Here is a 15806-nt window from a genome sequence, read left to right as displayed (position 1 = left end):
TCTTGCCGAAGACCGGCGAGGCGTGCGCGCCGTTCCGTCCGGATGCTTACACCCGCATCGGCATCAGGACATAGAGGGCGCTTGCGCCCTCGCGGTCCTGGATCAGTGTCGGCGAACCGGGGTCGGCGAGCTTGAACAGCGCCGTGTCGCCGTCGAGCTGGGCCGTGATGTCGAGGAGGTAGCGGGCGTTGAAGCCGATATCGAGCGCTTCGGCCTCGTAATCGACCTCGATTTCCTCTGTTGCGCTACCCGAATCGGGGTTTGTGACCGAGAGCGTCAGCCGGCCGTCGGCGAGGGCGAGCTTTACGGCCCGGCCACGCTCGGAGGAGATGGTCGAGACACGGTCGACGGCGGCGGCAAAGCTCGCCCGCTCGACGACGAGTTGCTTGTCGTTGCCGGCCGGGATCACCCGCTGGTAGTCAGGGAAGGTGCCGTCGATGAGCTTGGAGGTGAGGACGACCGAGCCGATCGACAGGCGGATCTTGCTCGGGGACAGTTCGACGTTTGCCTGCGCCTCGGCGTCCTCCAGCAGCTTCTGCACCTCGGCCACGGCCTTGCGCGGCACGATGACGCCGGGCATCCCGGCCGAGCCTTCGGGAGCCGTGGTCTCGACGCGGGCGAGCCGGTGCCCGTCGGTGGCCACGGCGCGCAGCACCGGCATGCCGTTGCTCTCGATGGTGTGGAGATAGATGCCATTGAGGTAGTAGCGCGTCTCCTCGGTCGAGATCGCGAACTGCGTCTTGTCGATGAGGCGCTTCAGCTCGCCCGCCGGCAGGGTGAAGCGGTGCGGCATCTCGCCGGCCGCGATGTCGGGGAAGTCGCTCTCGGGCAGGGCCTGCAGCGTGAAGCGCGAACGGCCCGAGCGGATCAGCATCTGGCTCGTGTCGCCGCCCGTCTCGAGCGAGACCTGGGAGCCGTCGGGCAACTTGCGCACGATGTCGTAGAGCACGTGCGCGGGCACGGTGGTCGCGCCCGCCATCTCCACATCGGCGGCGAGCGCCTCGGTGACTTCGAGATCGAGGTCCGTCGCCTTGAGATGCAGCATGCCGCTCTCGGCGCGCAGCAGCACGTTCGACAGGATCGGAATGGTGTTGCGCCGCTCGACGACGCGATGCACATGCCCGAGCGACTTGAGGAGCGCCGCCCGCTCGACCGTGACCTTCATGACCGCCCGTTTCCCTTTGGCGCCCGAAGGCGCATGAGGCTCGCTTGCCCGGCTGGCTGATAGCCCACCGGGGCACGCACAATGCCGTCTTGTCGGCCCTTGTGCAAGGGCGGCAACGGGTGTGTCAACAGTGGCGGGCGCGGCAGCTCGGGCTGCGGCCGCTCACTCCTGCAGCATGCGCTTGAGCAGCTCGACCTCCTCGTTCAGCGCCGGGTCGTCGCCCACCGCCTTCTCGATCTTGCGCACGGCATGCAGCACGGTGGTGTGGTCGCGCCCGCCGAAGCGCCGGCCGATCTCGGGCAGCGAACGCAGGGTCAGCACCTTGGAGAGGTACATGGCGATCTGTCGCGGCTTGACGACGGCCGCCGTACGGCGCTCGGAGAGGAGGTCGGCGCGCGACACGTTGTAACGGCCGGCAACGAGCTTCTGGATGTCCTCGATCTTGACGCGCTTGGGGTCGCGGGTGCGCACCAGGTCGCGCACGGCCGCCTCGGCGGTCTCGACGGTGAGGGGCGAGCCGGTCAGCGTCGCGTGGGCGAGCAGGCGGTTGACCGCGCCGTCGAGGTCTCGCCCGTTGGTGGCGATGACCCGGGCCACATAGGCGACGACGGCCTCGGGCACCTCGAAGGCGGGATGCAGCGCCTGCACCGCGGCGATGCGCATCGACAGGATGCGGGAACGCAGTTCCTCGTCGAGCGGGCACATCTCGACGACGAGACCACCGGCGAGGCGCGAGCGCACGCGCTCGTCGAGGGCCTCGAGGTCCGATGGCGGACGGTCCGCCGCCACGACGATCTGCCGCCCGGCATCGAGCAGGGCGTTGATGGTGTGGCCGAATTCCTGCTGGATCGACTTGCCCTGAAGGAATTGCACGTCGTCAATGACGAGCATGTCGATGCCGCGCAGGCGCTCCTTGAAGGCAAGGGCCGTCTGGGCCTTCAGCGAGGCCACGAAACCGTACATGAAACGGTCGGCCGTCAGGTAGATGACGCGCTTGCCGCGGCCCTGCGCCTCATGGGCGATGGCCTGCATGAGATGCGTCTTGCCGAGGCCGACGCCGGCATGGAGATAGAGCGGATTGTAGAGCGGCGCGCCGCCGTCATGGCGGGCGATGCGGTCGGCGGCGGCATGGGCGAGGGCGTTCGAGCGGCCGACGATGAAGGTGGAGAAGGTGAGGCGCGGGTCGAGCGCATTGGCGGCGCTGTCGTCGGCAAGATCCGGGGCCGCGGCCTTCTCGCTCGTGCTCTCGCGCGCCTCGTCTGCGACGCGAGGACGCGCCACGACAGGGGCGGCCGCGCGCGGGGGGGCCGTGGCCGGCTCGCTCGGGCGGGCGGCCACGGGCATTTCGCGCGTCACCGCGCCGCGGACGAAGAAGGCGACGCGGCTGACCGCTGCATGCTCGGCCTTGAAGACCGCCAGAACGCGATCGGCGTAGTGCGACTCGATCCAGCTTTTGAGGAAGCGGGTCGGCACGGACAGGCGGGCGGTCCCGGCCGCAAGACCGTCGCACTCCAGCCGGCCGAACCAGCTCGAGAACACGTCCTCGCCGAGTTCGGCCCGCAGCCGGCGGCGCACGCGTCCCCAGGCGTCTGACAGGTCCTCGCTGCCGCCGGCGGCGCTGCGAGCGTCATCGATATAGGGCACGTGTCCGTGCGGAGCGGCCACACCCTTGGTTTCGATCACGCTCTCTTCGCCTTTGTACATCGCCCCAGCTCCTCGTTCTTCTTGTTTGGTGCAGAAAGCACCCGTGCGATGCAGGTCACCCCGCAGCGCCGCTGGACGCTTTTCGCTACCGACGATTGAGTTCCGCAAAAAGAACCCCGTCTGCCGTCGCCATCTCGCGGCAACGACACCCCGGTGCTCTCGCTGCAATCGAATCCGGACCAGCTATGTAGGAAAAGTTCTTATTCGTTCGTTCTTATGCCGCTTGTCCGATCCCTTGCCTGTATCGACAGGCTTTTCCGCAATCCACGGGGATGAGTCAATGGGTTCGAGCTGAAGCAACTGCGTGGCACGACGCTTTGTCTTCGAGACAACACGAACCCCTCCCCCGAAATGAGGCTTAATGCTTCTGACTTGCTATTGAGAGCCTCAGCCGTGGCGGCGAGGTGAGATGACCCTACGCCAAGGGCCGATCCGACGCAACACGACTATCGGTTGTGTTGTCATACCGGGGCGCGCAAATCGATCGGCGGGCTCTCGCGAGGCGGGGGCAATTGCGTGCAACTCCTTGTGGATCCAGCGAGTTTAAAGGCGCGACCGAAAGCGTGGAGGCGCTTCGAAGGCATTGTTTCGATCGGCCGACCGACGCGTCCGGGCCGCCTCGGGCGGGAGGGATTCGGGCCGGGTGCAGCCCTTTGCCCCCTAAAGTTTTGTCAGCACGGCATTTTGTCTGCGCGGTCACGGCGACCAGGCTGCGGTCGCACCACCCCGGCAAGACGCCGTTTTGTCAAGCCGTCCGACGCCGGAAAACCTGCCGGCGATGGCGCCGTTTCTGCGCCGTGCCGAGTCGCCGGGCCGGTGCCCCGGTCAGGCCGCCAGAACGGTCCGTGTCGCCGCCCCAAAAGGAAAGAGCCCGGCCAAGGCCAGGCTCCTTTGGACCCGTTCGCAGGCCCGCTCGGCGGCATGGTGGGTGCCGCCTCTGTGGCCTCAGGCCTGCAGTGCCTTGATGCGATGCGTCAGGCGCGCGACCTTGCGCGAAGCGGTGTTCTTGTGCAGCACACCCTTCTGGGCGGCGCGCATCAGCTCCGGCTGAGCGTTCTTCAGGGCGTCGAGCGCGGCCTGCTGGTTGCCCGTCGCGATCGCTTCCTCGACCTTGCGGATGAAGGTGCGCATGCGGCTGCGGCGCGCCTTGTTCACGGCGGTGCGGCGGGCGATCTTGCGCGTCGCCTTCTTGGCCGACGGGGTGTTCGCCATGGTGATCCTCGTATCGTCCCGATCTGGCCGCGCGGCAAAGGGCCGGGCGATCGGGATCGGTGGTGGCGGTTGAACGGAAATGACAGCGATCAAGCCGCTGTCCATGAGGGCGGGCTTATAGTCTCTCGCAGCCCGAGCGTCAACGGCCTGTCGCATTCGGCGGCCGGGAATCGTCGGCGGGCTGTCAGAGGAGCAGGCCCCGCAGCCACTGACCGAGCGGATTGGCGCCGTCGAGCAGGAGGCGCAGCGCCATCAGGCAGCAGACGGCGACGATGAGCGGGCGGATGAGGCGCGCGCCGTGGCGCAGGGCCATGCCGGCGCCGAGACGGGCACCGACGAGCTGGCCCGCGGCCATGGCGAGGCCGAGCGGCCACAAGACGGCCCCGGTCGCGGCGAAGAGCATGAGCCCGCCGAGATTGCTCGCGAAATTGAGCAGCTTGGTATGGGCCGTTGCCCGTACCACGCCGAAGCCGAGCAGCGTGACGAAGCCCAGCATGTAGAAGGAGCCTGCGCCGGGTCCGAGCAGCCCATCGTAGAAACCGACAGGAGCCACGACGGCGAAGGTGAAGGCGAGACGGCCGATGCGGGCGCGCGCATCCTCGTCGCGCACCTTGCGCGAGACGGCGAAATAGACGGCGATGGCCATGAGGAGGATCGGCATCGCGGCGGCCACGAGCGCGACCGGCAGCACCTTGACGGCGAGGGCCCCAATGACCGCGGCGATGCCCGCGACAACCGCGAAGGGCGCGGCTCCGTGCCAGTCGATCATCCCCGCGCGGGCGAAGCGATGGGTGGCGACCGCCACCCCGAAGGTGCCTTGCAGCTTGTTGGTGGCGACGGCGGTGACAGGGTCGAGTCCCGCCAGCATCAGGGCCGGCACCGTGATCATGCCGCCGCCGCCGGCGATGGCGTCGACGAAGCCGGCGGCGACCGCCACGACCGCAAGCAGGGCGACGATGTCGAGTTCGAGACCGGCCATGGATGACCGGCCTCCCCTGCCGGATCGGACATGCGCCTCCTCTATAGAGACCGGTCAGCGGTTCTTGAAGTCCGCCTTGCGCTTGTCCACGAAAGCGGCCATGCCTTCTTTCTGGTCCCCGGTGGCGAACATCGCATGGAAGAGGCGGCGCTCAAAGCGGATGCCCTCGGAAAGCGTCGTCTCGTAGGCGCGGTTGACGCTCTCCTTCGTCATCATAACGATGGGCAGCGACATGTCGGCAATGGTCGCCGCCGTCTTCAGCGCGTCATCCAGAAGATCCGCCGCCGGAACGATGCGCGCCACGAGACCGGAGCGTTCCGCCTCCTCGGCGCCCATCATGCGGCCGGTCAGGCACAGCTCCATCGCCTTGGCCTTGCCGATGATGCGCGTCAAGCGCTGGGTGCCGCCGGCGCCCGGCATGACGCCGAGCTTGATCTCCGGCTGCCCGAACTTCGCCGTGTCGGCGGCGATGATGATGTCGCACATCATGGCAAGCTCGCAGCCGCCGCCGAGGGCGAAGCCGGCGACGGCGGCGATGATCGGCTTGCGCCGGCTGGCCACGCGGTCCCAGTTCGTGATGAAATCCTCGAGATAGGTCTCAGGATAGGAGAGGTTCTGCATCTCCTTGATGTCGGCGCCGGCCGCGAAGGCCTTCTGCGAGCCGGTGATGACGATCGCGCCGATGCCCGCATCCTTCTCGAAGCCGTCGAGCGCCGTGTTGAGCTCTCCGATGAGCTGCGAGTTGAGGGCGTTGAGAGCCTCAGGACGGTTGAGCGTGACAAGGCCGACCTTGCCGCGCGTCTCCACGAGGATGGTTTCATAGGCCATGGGCGAAGTCCTCCAATGGGGTTGCTGAACGGCTACCCGAAGGTGGATGCCCGCGTCCATATGCATTCGCGCAAAGCCGCCGCCGCCTTCTCATGCGCTCACCGCTGGCACTGGCTGCACCAGAAGGTGGAGCGGCCGGACTGGACGAGCCGCGCGACGGTGCCGCGGCAGCCGGGGGTCAGGCAGGGCGCATGCTCGCGGTCGTAGACGCGGAAGGCGTGCTGGAAATAGCCGAGCGAGCCATCCGTTTTCATGTAGTCACGCAGCGTCGAGCCGCCGGCGGCGACGGCTTCGCTCAGCACGTCGCGGATCGCCGACGCGAGCCGGCCGGCCGCCGCCGTCGGCCGGCCGGCCTTCGTCATGAGCGTGCCGGCGGCGCGCAGCGGCGACAGGCCGGCCCGGTGCAGCGCCTCGCATACATATATATTGCCGAGGCCGGCGATGAGGCGCTGGTCCATCAGCGCCGCCTTGAGCGGCGTCTTCCGCCCCGCAAAGAGGCGGGCGACGAGCGCACCGTCGAGGGCATTGCCCAGCGGCTCGACTCCCAGGCGGCGAAAGAGCGGATGGGCATCGAGCTCGCTGCGGGGCACGAGCGTCATGAAGCCGAAGCGGCGGGCATCGTTGTAGGTGATGCGGGCGCCATTGGAGAGCTGGAACACGACATGATCGTGGGCGGCGTTGCGGCCGGCCTCCTGGTAGAAGTCGCCGGGCTCGCGCAGTGCGCCGCCCGCCTCCTCGACGATGAAGCGGCCGGTCATGCCGAGATGCATGACGAGAATGTTGCCGCCGGAAAGGTCCGCCATCAGATATTTGGCGCGCCGGCCGAGCGCGACGATCTCGCGGCCCTGCAGCCGCTCGGCAAAACGCTCCGGAAGGGGGAAGCGCAGATCCGGCCGGCGCTGGTCGACGGCCGTGATGCTGGCGCCGACCATCGCCGGCTCGAGGCCTCGTCTCACCGTCTCGACCTCGGGCAGTTCGGGCATCGCGTGTCAGGCTCCAACCCACCGGGTGCCGCCCGATGCGGCGGTGCCGTTGTGCCGCGTCCGCCGCCTCCTGTCCATGGCTGTGACCCTCCCGTTCCGGGCATGGCGGCTCCGATGCGGCGGCCATTGACGCGAGTGGGCCCGCCGCGCTCCCATGACGGACAAGGGCAAGATCCCGAAACACGACCGGAGGGACCCCATGGATCGCATTCTTCTCGTCACGGGCGGCAGCCGCGGCATCGGCGCCGCAACCTGCCGGCTTGCCGCCGCCGAGGGCTATCACGTCGCTGTCAATTACATCAGCGATGCCACCGCGGCCGAGACGCTCGTCGCCGAATGCCGCGCCAAGGGCGTGCGCGCCGAGGCCTTCAAGGCCGACATGGGCGAGGAAGAGGACATCCGCCGGCTCTTCGCCGAGATCGACGACAGGCTCGGACGCCTCACCCATTTCGTCAACAACGCCGGCATCACCGGGCAGGTCAGCCGCCTCGATGCCGCGTCGAGCGAGACGATCCGCGCCTGCATCGACGTCAACGTGACCGGGGCCATCTTCGCGGCGCAGGAGGCGGTCCGGCGCCTGTCGCCGAAGCATGGCGGGCGTGGCGGTTCAATCGTCAACGTCTCATCGGCTGCCTCGCTGCTCGGTGGTCCGAACGAATATGTCTGGTATGCGGCTTCCAAGGGAGCCATCGATGCGCTGACCATCGGCCTGTCGAAGGAGCTCGCGGGCGAGAACATCCGCGTCAATGCCGTGCAGCCCGGCCTCATCGAGACCGACATCCACGCCCGGAGCTCCAACGCACCCGAGCGGCTGGCGCGGCTCACGCCGCTCATCCCGATGGGCCGCACCGGCTCGGCGGAGGAGGTGGCGCGCACCATCCTCTTCCTCCTGTCGGATGCGGCCTCCTATGTCACCGGGGCCTTCGTGCGTGTGACCGGCGGTCGCTGATCAGACAGCGCCTCGTGTCGCAGCGGCTGGAGCGGCGGCCTGCCCTCGATGGCGGCAAGGCGCGGCAGCTCTCAGGCCAGGGAGGCGATGATCTCGCGATAGGCCGCTTCGGGGAAGGCCTTCAGCGTGCGCGTGCGGACATTGCCGAGCTGGCCGACCTGGAGGGCGAAGCGGGCGGCGACCGCATCGTCGGGCGCCTCGATGACGAGCACCATGTCGCAGTCGCCCATGCACAGGTAGAACGCGCGCATGGCGCCGGACATGTCGGTCAGCGCCTTCTTGGCCGCATCGAGCCGGCTCGGCGATTCCTTGATGTTGCGGATGCCCTGGTCCGTCCAGTTGGCGAGCACGATATAGGTTGTCATGGCGCTCCTCCCGGCGGCCCTCGGCCGCCGCGGCGCTCATTCCGGCCAGTCCGCCCCGTGCCGGATCGTGCCCCGCCAAGCGCCGCGGAAGGGGGCGCAGGACGCGGGGCGGAAGCAGCCAGTGTGGACCTCGCGGAAAGGCGGGGCAAGCCCCCGGGGACAGGGGGGAGAGGCGCGGCCCAGCCGCGGCCCGAGCCGGCGGGTCCGGCTCGCCACCGTGCACGAAAGGCTGTTCCCACGCCCGCCAAAGCCGCTTAGAAGCATCGCAAACCCATGGACGAGCGGCCGAGGGCCGGAGGAGAGAAGCGATGAGGCCATCCAAGCGTGCGCCGGACGAACTGCGCAAGGTTTCGCTGGAGCGGGCGGTGGCGCGCTATGCCGAAGGCTCCTGTCTCGTGAAGTTCGGAGACACGCATGTCCTGTGCACCGCCTCGCTCGAGGAGCGGGGGCCGCCATGGCTGCGCGGCACCGGCCGCGGCTGGGTGACGGCCGAGTATTCGATGCTGCCGCGCGCCACGCTGGAGCGCACGCGCCGCGAGGTCACGAGCGGCCGCCCCTCCGGCCGCACGCACGAGATCCAGCGCCTCATCGGCCGCTCGCTGCGCGCCGTGGTCGATCTTTCCGCCATCGGCGAACGGCAAATCGTCATCGATTGCGACGTCCTGCAGGCGGACGGCGGCACGCGCACGGCGGCCATCACCGGGGCGTGGGTCGCGCTGCACGATTGCCTCGCCTGGATGAAGGCGCGCTCGATGGTGCAGGGGGAGGCCCTGAAGGACCATGTCGCCGCCGTCTCCTGCGGCATCTTTGCAGGCACGCCGGTGCTCGATCTCGACTATGCCGAGGATTCAGCGGCCGAGACCGATGCCAATTTTGTCATTACCGGCTCGGGCGGGCTCGTCGAGGTGCAGGGCACGGCGGAGGGCAAACCCTTCTCGGTGGAGGAACTGATGACCCTCGTCGAGCTTGCGCGAGCGGGCACGGCCAAGCTCGTCGACCTGCAGAAGATGGCCGTGATGTGAGCGGGGTGAGACCATGGCGCGCAGGCTCGAAGGCAGGATCGTCATCGCCACGCATAATGCGGGCAAACTCAGGGAGATGCAGGAGCTCATGGCGCCCTTCGGCGTCTCGGCTGTCTCGGCCGGCGACCTCAACCTGCCCGAGCCGGAGGAGACCGGCATGACCTTCGCCGAGAATGCGGCACTGAAGGCGCATGCGGCGGCGAAGGCTGCGGACCTGCCCGCGCTCGCCGACGATTCCGGCATCTGCGTTGCCGCGCTCGACGGTGCCCCGGGCATCTTCTCCGCCCGCTGGGCCGGGTCGGGCAAGGATTTCGCTCATGCCATGCGGCGCGTGGAGGAGGAACTCGCCCGCCGCGGGGCGACGAGCGCCGAGGAGCGGCGGGCGCATTTCGTCTCCGCCCTCGTGGTCGCCTGGCCGGACGGGCACGAGGAACTGTTCGAGGGCCGCGTCTTCGGCACGCTGGTGTGGCCACCGCGTGGAGACCGGGGATTCGGCTACGACCCGATGTTCCAGCCAGACGGGCACGAACGCACCTTCGGCGAGATGGCAAGCGACGAGAAGCACGGCTGGGGCCACGGCGAGGGCCTGTCGCACCGGGCGCGCGCCTTCTCGAGGCTGGCGGCGGCCTGCCTTCGAAAGGACACGGGGGCCGGGTAGGCGAAACGAAAGGTCGGCAGCGCCTGCTGCTCCTCCCTCCCCCACAAGGTCGTGGGGAGGACCGGGGTTTGGGGCGGATCGCCGACCGGGCTGCGGGCATTCGCGGTGCAGGTGCCCCAGCCAAAGCCCCTCCCGCCACAAGCGGGCGAGGGGAACTGCGGTGCGCTCCCTTGAACGCGCGCGAATGCATATAAACGATCATCATCGATCAACGCGGCAGGACGAGCCTTGACCCATCCCACCGCCGATGCCGGCTTCGGCGTCTATCTGCACTGGCCGTTCTGCGCCTCGAAGTGCCCCTATTGCGACTTCAACAGCCATGTGAGGCACGCGCAGGTCGACGAGCCGCGCTTCATCGCCGCCTTCGAGCGCGAGATCGCCCACAATGCCGCGCTGACCGGCCCGCGCGAGGTGACGAGCATCTTCTTCGGCGGAGGAACGCCCTCGCTCATGCGGCCGGCGACGGTCGGGGCCATCCTCGATGCGGTGGCGAAGCACTGGTCGGTCGCGCCGGGCGCCGAGATCTCGTTGGAGGCAAACCCGACGAGCGTCGAGGCCGAGCGCTTCCGCGGCTATCGCGACGCCGGCGTCAACCGGGTGTCGCTCGGCGTGCAGGCGCTCAACGACAGGGACCTGCGCCGCCTTGGGCGCATGCACACCGCGGCCGAGGCGCTCGCCGCCGTGCGCATCGCGGCCGACACGTTCGAGCGCTATTCCTACGACCTCATCTATGCCCGCCCGCACCAGACGCCGGCCGAATGGGCGGCCGAGCTTGAGGAGGCCATCGGCTATGCCGTCGAGCACCTGTCGCTCTACCAGCTCACCATCGAGCCGGGCACCTGGTTCGAGCGGCTGTTCACTGCCGGCAAGCTCACGGTGCCGGACAGCGAGACCGGGCGCGCGCTCTATGACGTGACGCAGGAGGTCTGCGCCCGGCGCGGTCTGCCGGCTTACGAGATTTCCAACCATGCCCGTCCGGGCGCCGAGTGCCGGCACAACCTCGTCTACTGGCGCTACGGCGAATATGCCGGCATCGGGCCGGGAGCGCACGGGCGCCTTGTGACGGATAAGGGGCGCGTCGCGACGGCGACGATTCGCGGACCGGAGGAATGGCTGTCGGCGGTGGAGCGCGACGGCCACGGCGTCGAGAGTCGCGAGACGCTCTCGGAGGAAGCGCAAGGAGATGAATTTCTGCTGATGGGCCTGCGCCTTGTGGAGGGCATCGATCCGGCGCGCTTTGCCGCGCTCGCCGGTCGGCCGCTCGATGCGGGCCGGCTCGACGCGCTGATCGCCGACGGGCTCATCACGCGCGATGCGGCGGGCCGGCTGCGCGTGTCGGAGGCGGGCTTTCCCGTTCTCGACGCGCTGGTGGCCGACCTCGCGGCCTGAAGGATCAGCCGCCGGCGCCGAGCTGGCGGGGCGCCGGGGAGACCGAGGCCGCCGTCCCGTTGCGGATTTCGAGCACGGCGAGACCGCGCTCATTGGTGCCGTTCGGGTTGAAGCGGAAGACGCCGTCCGCCCCGGCGAAGCCGGAGGCATTGGTCAGCACCGGCTCGCTGAAGCGCTGCTGACCCTGTGTGCGCACGAGCGCAGCGGCGAGCGAGACGGCATCATAGCCGAGCGTGGCGATGCGCGTGGGGTCGCTGCCGTACTTGGCGCGGTAGCGCTGGGCGAAGGCATTGAAGCCGGCCGTCTCGGGCGCGGCGAACCAGCCGCCCTGCAGGCCGGCCTGGGAGAAGACGCGCGCCTCGTTCCACACGCCGGTGCCGAGCATGCGCACCTTCTGCGGGTCGACGCCGGCGCCCTGCAGTGCCTGGGCGACGGCGATGAGCGAATCGCCGCTGTCCGGGATGAAGACGGCATTGACCTGCGGCGAGGCGCCGCCCGCAACCGCCGCGATCTTCGCTGCCTGGGCCGCGGCACTGGCGCGGTCGAAGGTCTCCATGGCGACGATGCGCCTGCCGTTGCGGGCCACTGCGGTCTGGAAGGCGGCCTGGGCGACGCGGCCATAGGCCGTATTGGGGATGAGCGCGGCGAAGGACCGCTGCCCCTGGCGCGCAGCATAGGCGACCACGCGCTCCACCTCCGATTCGGGCATGAAGCTCAGGAGATAGACGCCCGGCGCGGCAGCGCCGGCATCGGTCGAGAAAGCGATCACCGGCCGGCCGGCGCCACGGGCGACCTGTCCAGCGGCGCGCACCGCATCCGCAAAGAGCGGCCCGAGGATGAGCTCGGCGCCCTCGGAGATGGCCGCTTGGGCTGCGGCGCGCGCCCCGTCGGCCGTGCCGCGATCGTCCTTGACGAGGATCTGGATGTCCGGCTCGCTAAACTCGCTCATGGCGAGCTCGGCGGCATTGCGCAGGGAGATGGCGGCCGCCCCGGCCTGGCCGCCGGCCGACAAGGGCAGGAGCAGCGCCACCTTGACGTTGCCGGTGCCGATAGTGGTGCCCGGCACGCTGGGCGCGGCGGACTCGGGCGCTACGCCGTCCGTGCCCGTCATGTTCGACAGGCCGCCGCTGCACGAGGCGACGAGCGCGCCCGTCGCCAGGACCAGCGCTGCCTGCTTGAGGCGACGCCAGAGCGAGGGAGCCGCGTCCGGGCGGGCAAGATTGCGGGCAAGGAAGCGCGTCACGGCAGACTCCTGAACACCTCTCGGCTGGGGTGCGGCCGGCAGCGGGCCGAATGAGCCGGCATTCTTCGCAAGTCGCGCAAGGATCGCAACCAAAAGTAAACGCTCCCCTTCCGGCCGCCGGCGCGCATGATCTGCCCAGAGCGAGGCGGCGTCTGCTATGGAAGGCGAAAGGCGCGTGGCAAAATTCTCGTGAACAGGGGCGCGGCATGCCAGGGTCGCGGCGGCAGGGACGGTCATGACGAGCAGAATCAGGGACATCGCGGGGCGGGATGCAGCAGGCCGGGGTGACGCCACCGGGCGGCCCGTGGCGCGCTTCACCGCCTTCGGCCTCGCGGCCGAGGCCGAGCCGCTCGCGCCGGGGCTGCATCTCGTCGCCACGCCCATCGGCAATCTGAAGGACATTTCCTTCCGGGCGCTCGGCACGCTCGCGGCGGCCGATGCGATCCTCGCCGAGGACACGCGGGTGACGAAGACGCTGCTCGCCCACTACGGCATCACGACGCCGCTCCTCGCCTATCACGAGCACAATGCGGCGCAGATGCGCCCGCGCGTCCTCGCCCGGCTGAAGGCTGGCGAAGCGCTCGCGCTCGTGTCCGATGCCGGCACGCCGCTCGTGTCGGATCCCGGCTACAAGCTGGTCGAGGCGGTGCTGGCCGAAGGCATCTCCGTCACCACCGTGCCCGGTCCGTCGGCCGTGCTGACAGCGCTCGTCGTCTCGGGCCTGCCGACGGACCGTTTCTTCTTCGAGGGCTTCCTGCCGGCCAAAAGCGCCGCAAGGCGCGCGCGGCTGGCCGAGATCGGCGCCATTCCCGGCACGCTGGTGTTCTTCGAATCGCCCCGGCGCCTCGCCGAGATGCTGGCTGACGCGGCGGCGGTCCTCGGCGAGCGGCCGGCGGCGGTGGCGCGCGAACTGACCAAGCTCTACGAGACGGTACGGCGCGGCTCCCTTGCCGCGCTGGCGGTCGAATATGGGGCCGAGGCACCGCCGAAGGGCGAGATCGTGGTCCTGATCGGGCCCAAGTCGGTCGATGCGGAGCGCCACAGCGAGGCTGACGTCGAGCACATGCTCAAGGAGGCGCTCTCAGGCCATTCGCTCAGGGATGCGGTGGCCCTCGTCGCCGGCGCCACGGGCCTGCCGAAACGCGAGGTCTACCAGCGCGCGCTCCGGCTCGGCGAGGCGGACACGTGAGCGCGGCGGCCCGCGATCGCCAGCCGAGCCGACAGGCCCGCGCGCAGCGGGCCGGGCTGCGTGCCGAGGTGCTGGCCGCGCTCGTCCTCACCCTCAAGGGCTACCGTATCGTCGCCCGGCGCTATGCCGCCGCCGGCGGCGAGATTGACCTCATCGCCCGCCGCGGCGACACCGTCGCCTTCGTCGAGGTCAAGGCCCGCGCCCGGCTCGACGATGCGCGCGGGGCCATCTCGGCGCAGAAGGCGGCGCGCATGGCCCGCTGCGTGCGGCACTGGCTGGCGCGCAACCCCTGGGCGGCGGGGCTGACGCTGCGCTGCGACGCCGTCTTCCTCGCCCCGCGCAGCCTGCCGCGGCACCTGCCGGCGGTCCTGTCCCTCGCCATCGATTGAACGGCCGTTCGCGCGGGCGCTTGCCTTCAGCCGCGCCCTCGCGCATGGATCGGGGCCACGCCATATAGGGATGGTTTCGAGAAAGGACACCGACCATGGGCCTCACCGTTGCCGTGCAGATGGACCCTATCGAGCGCATCAACATCGCCGGCGACACGACGTTTGCCCTGATGCTGGAGGCGCAGGCGCGCGGGCACGACCTGCTCTACTACACCCCCGACACCCTCTCGATGCGCGACGGCATGATCACCGCGAAGGCCCATCCGGTGCGCGTGCGTGACGTGGCCGGAGAACACGCGAGCCTCGGCGAGCCGGAGCGCATCGACCTCTCTCGCGTCGACGTCATCCTCCTCAGGCAGGATCCGCCGTTCGATCTTGCCTATATCACGACCACGCACATGCTGGAGCGCCTGCATCCCCGGACGCTGGTGATCAACGATCCCGCCCATGTGCGCAACGCGCCGGAAAAGCTCTTCGTCACCGAATTCCCGCACCTGATGCCGCCGACGCTGATCACGCGCGACAGGGACGACATCGAGGCCTTCCGCCGCGAGATGGGCGAGATCGTCATGAAGCCGCTCTACGGCCATGGCGGGGCGGCCGTGCTGCGCGTGGCGCGCGACGACCCGAATTTCGGCTCGCTCTACGACCTCTTCGCGGCGACCTTCCGCGAGCCATGGGTCATCCAGCGCTTCCTGCCGCAGGTGAAGGATGGCGACAAGCGCATCATCCTCGTCGACGGCGAGGCGGCCGGCGCCGTCAACCGCGTGCCGGCGGAGAACGACATCCGCTCCAACATGGTGAGGGGCGGGGCGGCGAAGCCGACGGATCTGACGGCGCGCGAGCGCGAGATTTGCGAGACGATTGGCCCAGCCCTCAGGGAGCGGGGCCTCGTGCTCGTCGGCATCGACGTGATCGACGGCCTGCTCACCGAGATCAACGTCACGTCACCCACCGGCATCCGCGCCATCAAGCGCCTCGGCGGGCCCGACCTCGCCGTGTCGGTGTGGGACGCGATCGAGCGGCGGCGGAGTGCCTGAGCCGCGTCCGCGCCAGCGCATGAGGGCCTGTCGGCCAGTGCTCAGGCCCGCTGCAGGCGGGTCTCCAGGGCGGGTCCCTTGGCCAAGGTCTGGTAGACGACGCAATAGCGCTCGGTCAGCTTCATCAGCTGGTCGAGCTTGTCCTGCGGCGCATCGGTATCAATCGTGAACGACAAGCGGATGGCCCGGAAGCCGACCGGCGCCTCCTTGTCGACGCCCAGTGTGCCGCGGAAATCGAGGTCGCCCTCGGCCTCCACCGTGCCGGAGCGCAGCGGGATCTCGAGCGCGGTCGCGACCGCCTTGAGGGTGACGCCGGCGCAGGCCACCAGGGCCTCCAGCAGCATGTCGCCCGAGCACAGCTCGAGGCCCGTGCCGCCCGTCGCCGGGTGGAGGCCCGCCACTGCAAGGGCGCGGCCGGTCTCCACCTTGCAGGCGATGTTCGCCTCGTCCAGAGCGCCGCGCGCCTTGAGGGTGACGAGGGCGGCGTCGGCGTTTTCGCGATAGGCGTTCTTGAGCGGCGCCTGCAGGGCGCGGAGGGACTGGGCGTCCATGGATCGTCCTCGTCGGTCGGCGGGGCGCCGCCGTCGTTGTCGGGGGCGCGTATCTTCCCGTGTGCGCCGTGCGGCGGCGGGCGTCAAGGCGCTCGCAGACCATGCCCTTTGGCACGGCCTGTGCTATTGCGCGAACGACG

General features: G+C 69.5%; 16 protein-coding genes. 7 read left to right on the top strand and 9 right to left on the bottom strand.

The window, feature by feature from the left end; genetic code table 11:
• Positions 1 to 46: 46 nt before the first annotated feature.
• The 6 genes from dnaN to mutM form a co-directional block, all read right to left on the bottom strand.
• Positions 47 to 1165 carry a DNA polymerase III subunit beta gene (gene dnaN, locus ASC46_RS18500; RefSeq protein WP_055460773.1) on the bottom strand — a complete coding sequence of 373 codons (1119 nt, stop codon included), beginning with the start codon at positions 1163 to 1165 and terminating at the stop codon, positions 47 to 49.
• Between the two features lie 162 nt (positions 1166 to 1327).
• Complete coding sequence (gene dnaA / locus ASC46_RS18495) at positions 1328 to 2869, bottom strand: chromosomal replication initiator protein DnaA (protein WP_245280622.1); 1542 nt, start codon at positions 2867 to 2869, stop codon at positions 1328 to 1330.
• A gap of 945 nt (positions 2870 to 3814) precedes the next feature.
• Complete coding sequence (rpsT, locus tag ASC46_RS18490; protein WP_055460772.1) at positions 3815 to 4081, bottom strand: 30S ribosomal protein S20; 267 nt, start codon at positions 4079 to 4081, stop codon at positions 3815 to 3817.
• Positions 4082 to 4265: 184 nt separating this feature from the next.
• Positions 4266 to 5060, bottom strand: coding sequence for a TSUP family transporter (locus tag ASC46_RS18485; RefSeq protein WP_055460771.1), 795 nt, complete (start codon positions 5058 to 5060; stop codon positions 4266 to 4268).
• A 54-nt stretch (positions 5061 to 5114) separates the two neighbouring features.
• On the bottom strand, positions 5115 to 5888 hold the full coding sequence (locus ASC46_RS18480) for an enoyl-CoA hydratase (protein ID WP_055460770.1): 774 nt from the start codon (positions 5886 to 5888) through the stop codon (positions 5115 to 5117).
• 98 nt (positions 5889 to 5986) lie between these two features.
• On the bottom strand, positions 5987 to 6871 hold the full coding sequence (mutM, locus tag ASC46_RS18475) for a bifunctional DNA-formamidopyrimidine glycosylase/DNA-(apurinic or apyrimidinic site) lyase (RefSeq protein WP_055460769.1): 885 nt from the start codon (positions 6869 to 6871) through the stop codon (positions 5987 to 5989).
• A 199-nt stretch (positions 6872 to 7070) separates the two neighbouring features.
• Between mutM and ASC46_RS18470 the strand changes: the two genes are divergently transcribed.
• Positions 7071 to 7820, top strand: a complete 750-nt coding sequence (locus tag ASC46_RS18470) for an SDR family oxidoreductase (RefSeq protein WP_055460768.1) — start codon at positions 7071 to 7073, stop codon at positions 7818 to 7820.
• Positions 7821 to 7891: 71 nt separating this feature from the next.
• Here the strand turns inward: ASC46_RS18470 and ASC46_RS18465 are convergent, their stop codons facing one another.
• Complete coding sequence (locus tag ASC46_RS18465; RefSeq protein WP_055460767.1) at positions 7892 to 8185, bottom strand: GYD domain-containing protein; 294 nt, start codon at positions 8183 to 8185, stop codon at positions 7892 to 7894.
• Positions 8186 to 8493: 308 nt separating this feature from the next.
• Here ASC46_RS18465 and rph point away from each other — a divergent pair, with 308 nt between their 5' ends.
• From rph to hemW, 3 genes are all read left to right on the top strand, one after another.
• Positions 8494 to 9207 (top strand): ribonuclease PH, encoded by a 714-nt coding sequence (gene rph, locus ASC46_RS18460; protein WP_055460766.1) that lies wholly within the window; start codon positions 8494 to 8496, stop codon positions 9205 to 9207.
• 13 nt (positions 9208 to 9220) lie between these two features.
• A complete protein-coding gene (gene rdgB, locus ASC46_RS18455) occupies positions 9221 to 9865 on the top strand; it encodes an RdgB/HAM1 family non-canonical purine NTP pyrophosphatase (protein WP_055460765.1) in 645 nt (214 codons plus the stop codon).
• 228 nt (positions 9866 to 10093) lie between these two features.
• Positions 10094 to 11254, top strand: coding sequence for a radical SAM family heme chaperone HemW (gene hemW / locus ASC46_RS18450; RefSeq protein WP_186438004.1), 1161 nt, complete (start codon positions 10094 to 10096; stop codon positions 11252 to 11254).
• Between the two features lie 4 nt (positions 11255 to 11258).
• Here hemW and ASC46_RS18445 read toward each other — a convergent pair whose 3' ends face one another.
• Positions 11259 to 12497 carry a penicillin-binding protein activator gene (locus ASC46_RS18445; RefSeq protein WP_055460794.1) on the bottom strand — a complete coding sequence of 413 codons (1239 nt, stop codon included), beginning with the start codon at positions 12495 to 12497 and terminating at the stop codon, positions 11259 to 11261.
• 235 nt (positions 12498 to 12732) lie between these two features.
• Here ASC46_RS18445 and rsmI point away from each other — a divergent pair, with 235 nt between their 5' ends.
• The 3 genes from rsmI to gshB all read left to right on the top strand — a co-directional run bounded on the left by rsmI (position 12733) and on the right by gshB (position 15115).
• Positions 12733 to 13686 carry a 16S rRNA (cytidine(1402)-2'-O)-methyltransferase gene (gene rsmI, locus ASC46_RS18440; RefSeq protein WP_072249581.1) on the top strand — a complete coding sequence of 318 codons (954 nt, stop codon included), beginning with the start codon at positions 12733 to 12735 and terminating at the stop codon, positions 13684 to 13686.
• Positions 13683 to 14075: a YraN family protein gene (locus ASC46_RS18435; RefSeq protein ID WP_055460762.1), complete on the top strand. Its 393-nt coding sequence runs from the start codon at positions 13683 to 13685 to the stop codon at positions 14073 to 14075. Before rsmI ends, ASC46_RS18435 begins: the two co-directional genes overlap by 4 nt.
• A gap of 95 nt (positions 14076 to 14170) precedes the next feature.
• Positions 14171 to 15115, top strand: coding sequence for a glutathione synthase (gshB, locus tag ASC46_RS18430; RefSeq protein WP_055460761.1), 945 nt, complete (start codon positions 14171 to 14173; stop codon positions 15113 to 15115).
• Positions 15116 to 15156: 41 nt separating this feature from the next.
• Here gshB and ASC46_RS18425 read toward each other — a convergent pair whose 3' ends face one another.
• Positions 15157 to 15666: an OsmC family protein gene (locus ASC46_RS18425; RefSeq protein WP_055460760.1), complete on the bottom strand. Its 510-nt coding sequence runs from the start codon at positions 15664 to 15666 to the stop codon at positions 15157 to 15159.
• Between the last annotated feature and the right edge of the window lie 140 nt (positions 15667 to 15806).

The sequence above is a fragment of the Chelatococcus sambhunathii genome, assembly GCF_001418005.1.
Taxonomy (GTDB): Bacteria; Pseudomonadota; Alphaproteobacteria; order Rhizobiales; family Beijerinckiaceae; genus Chelatococcus_A; species Chelatococcus_A sambhunathii.
This window is presented reverse-complemented; position numbering and strand designations above follow the sequence as displayed.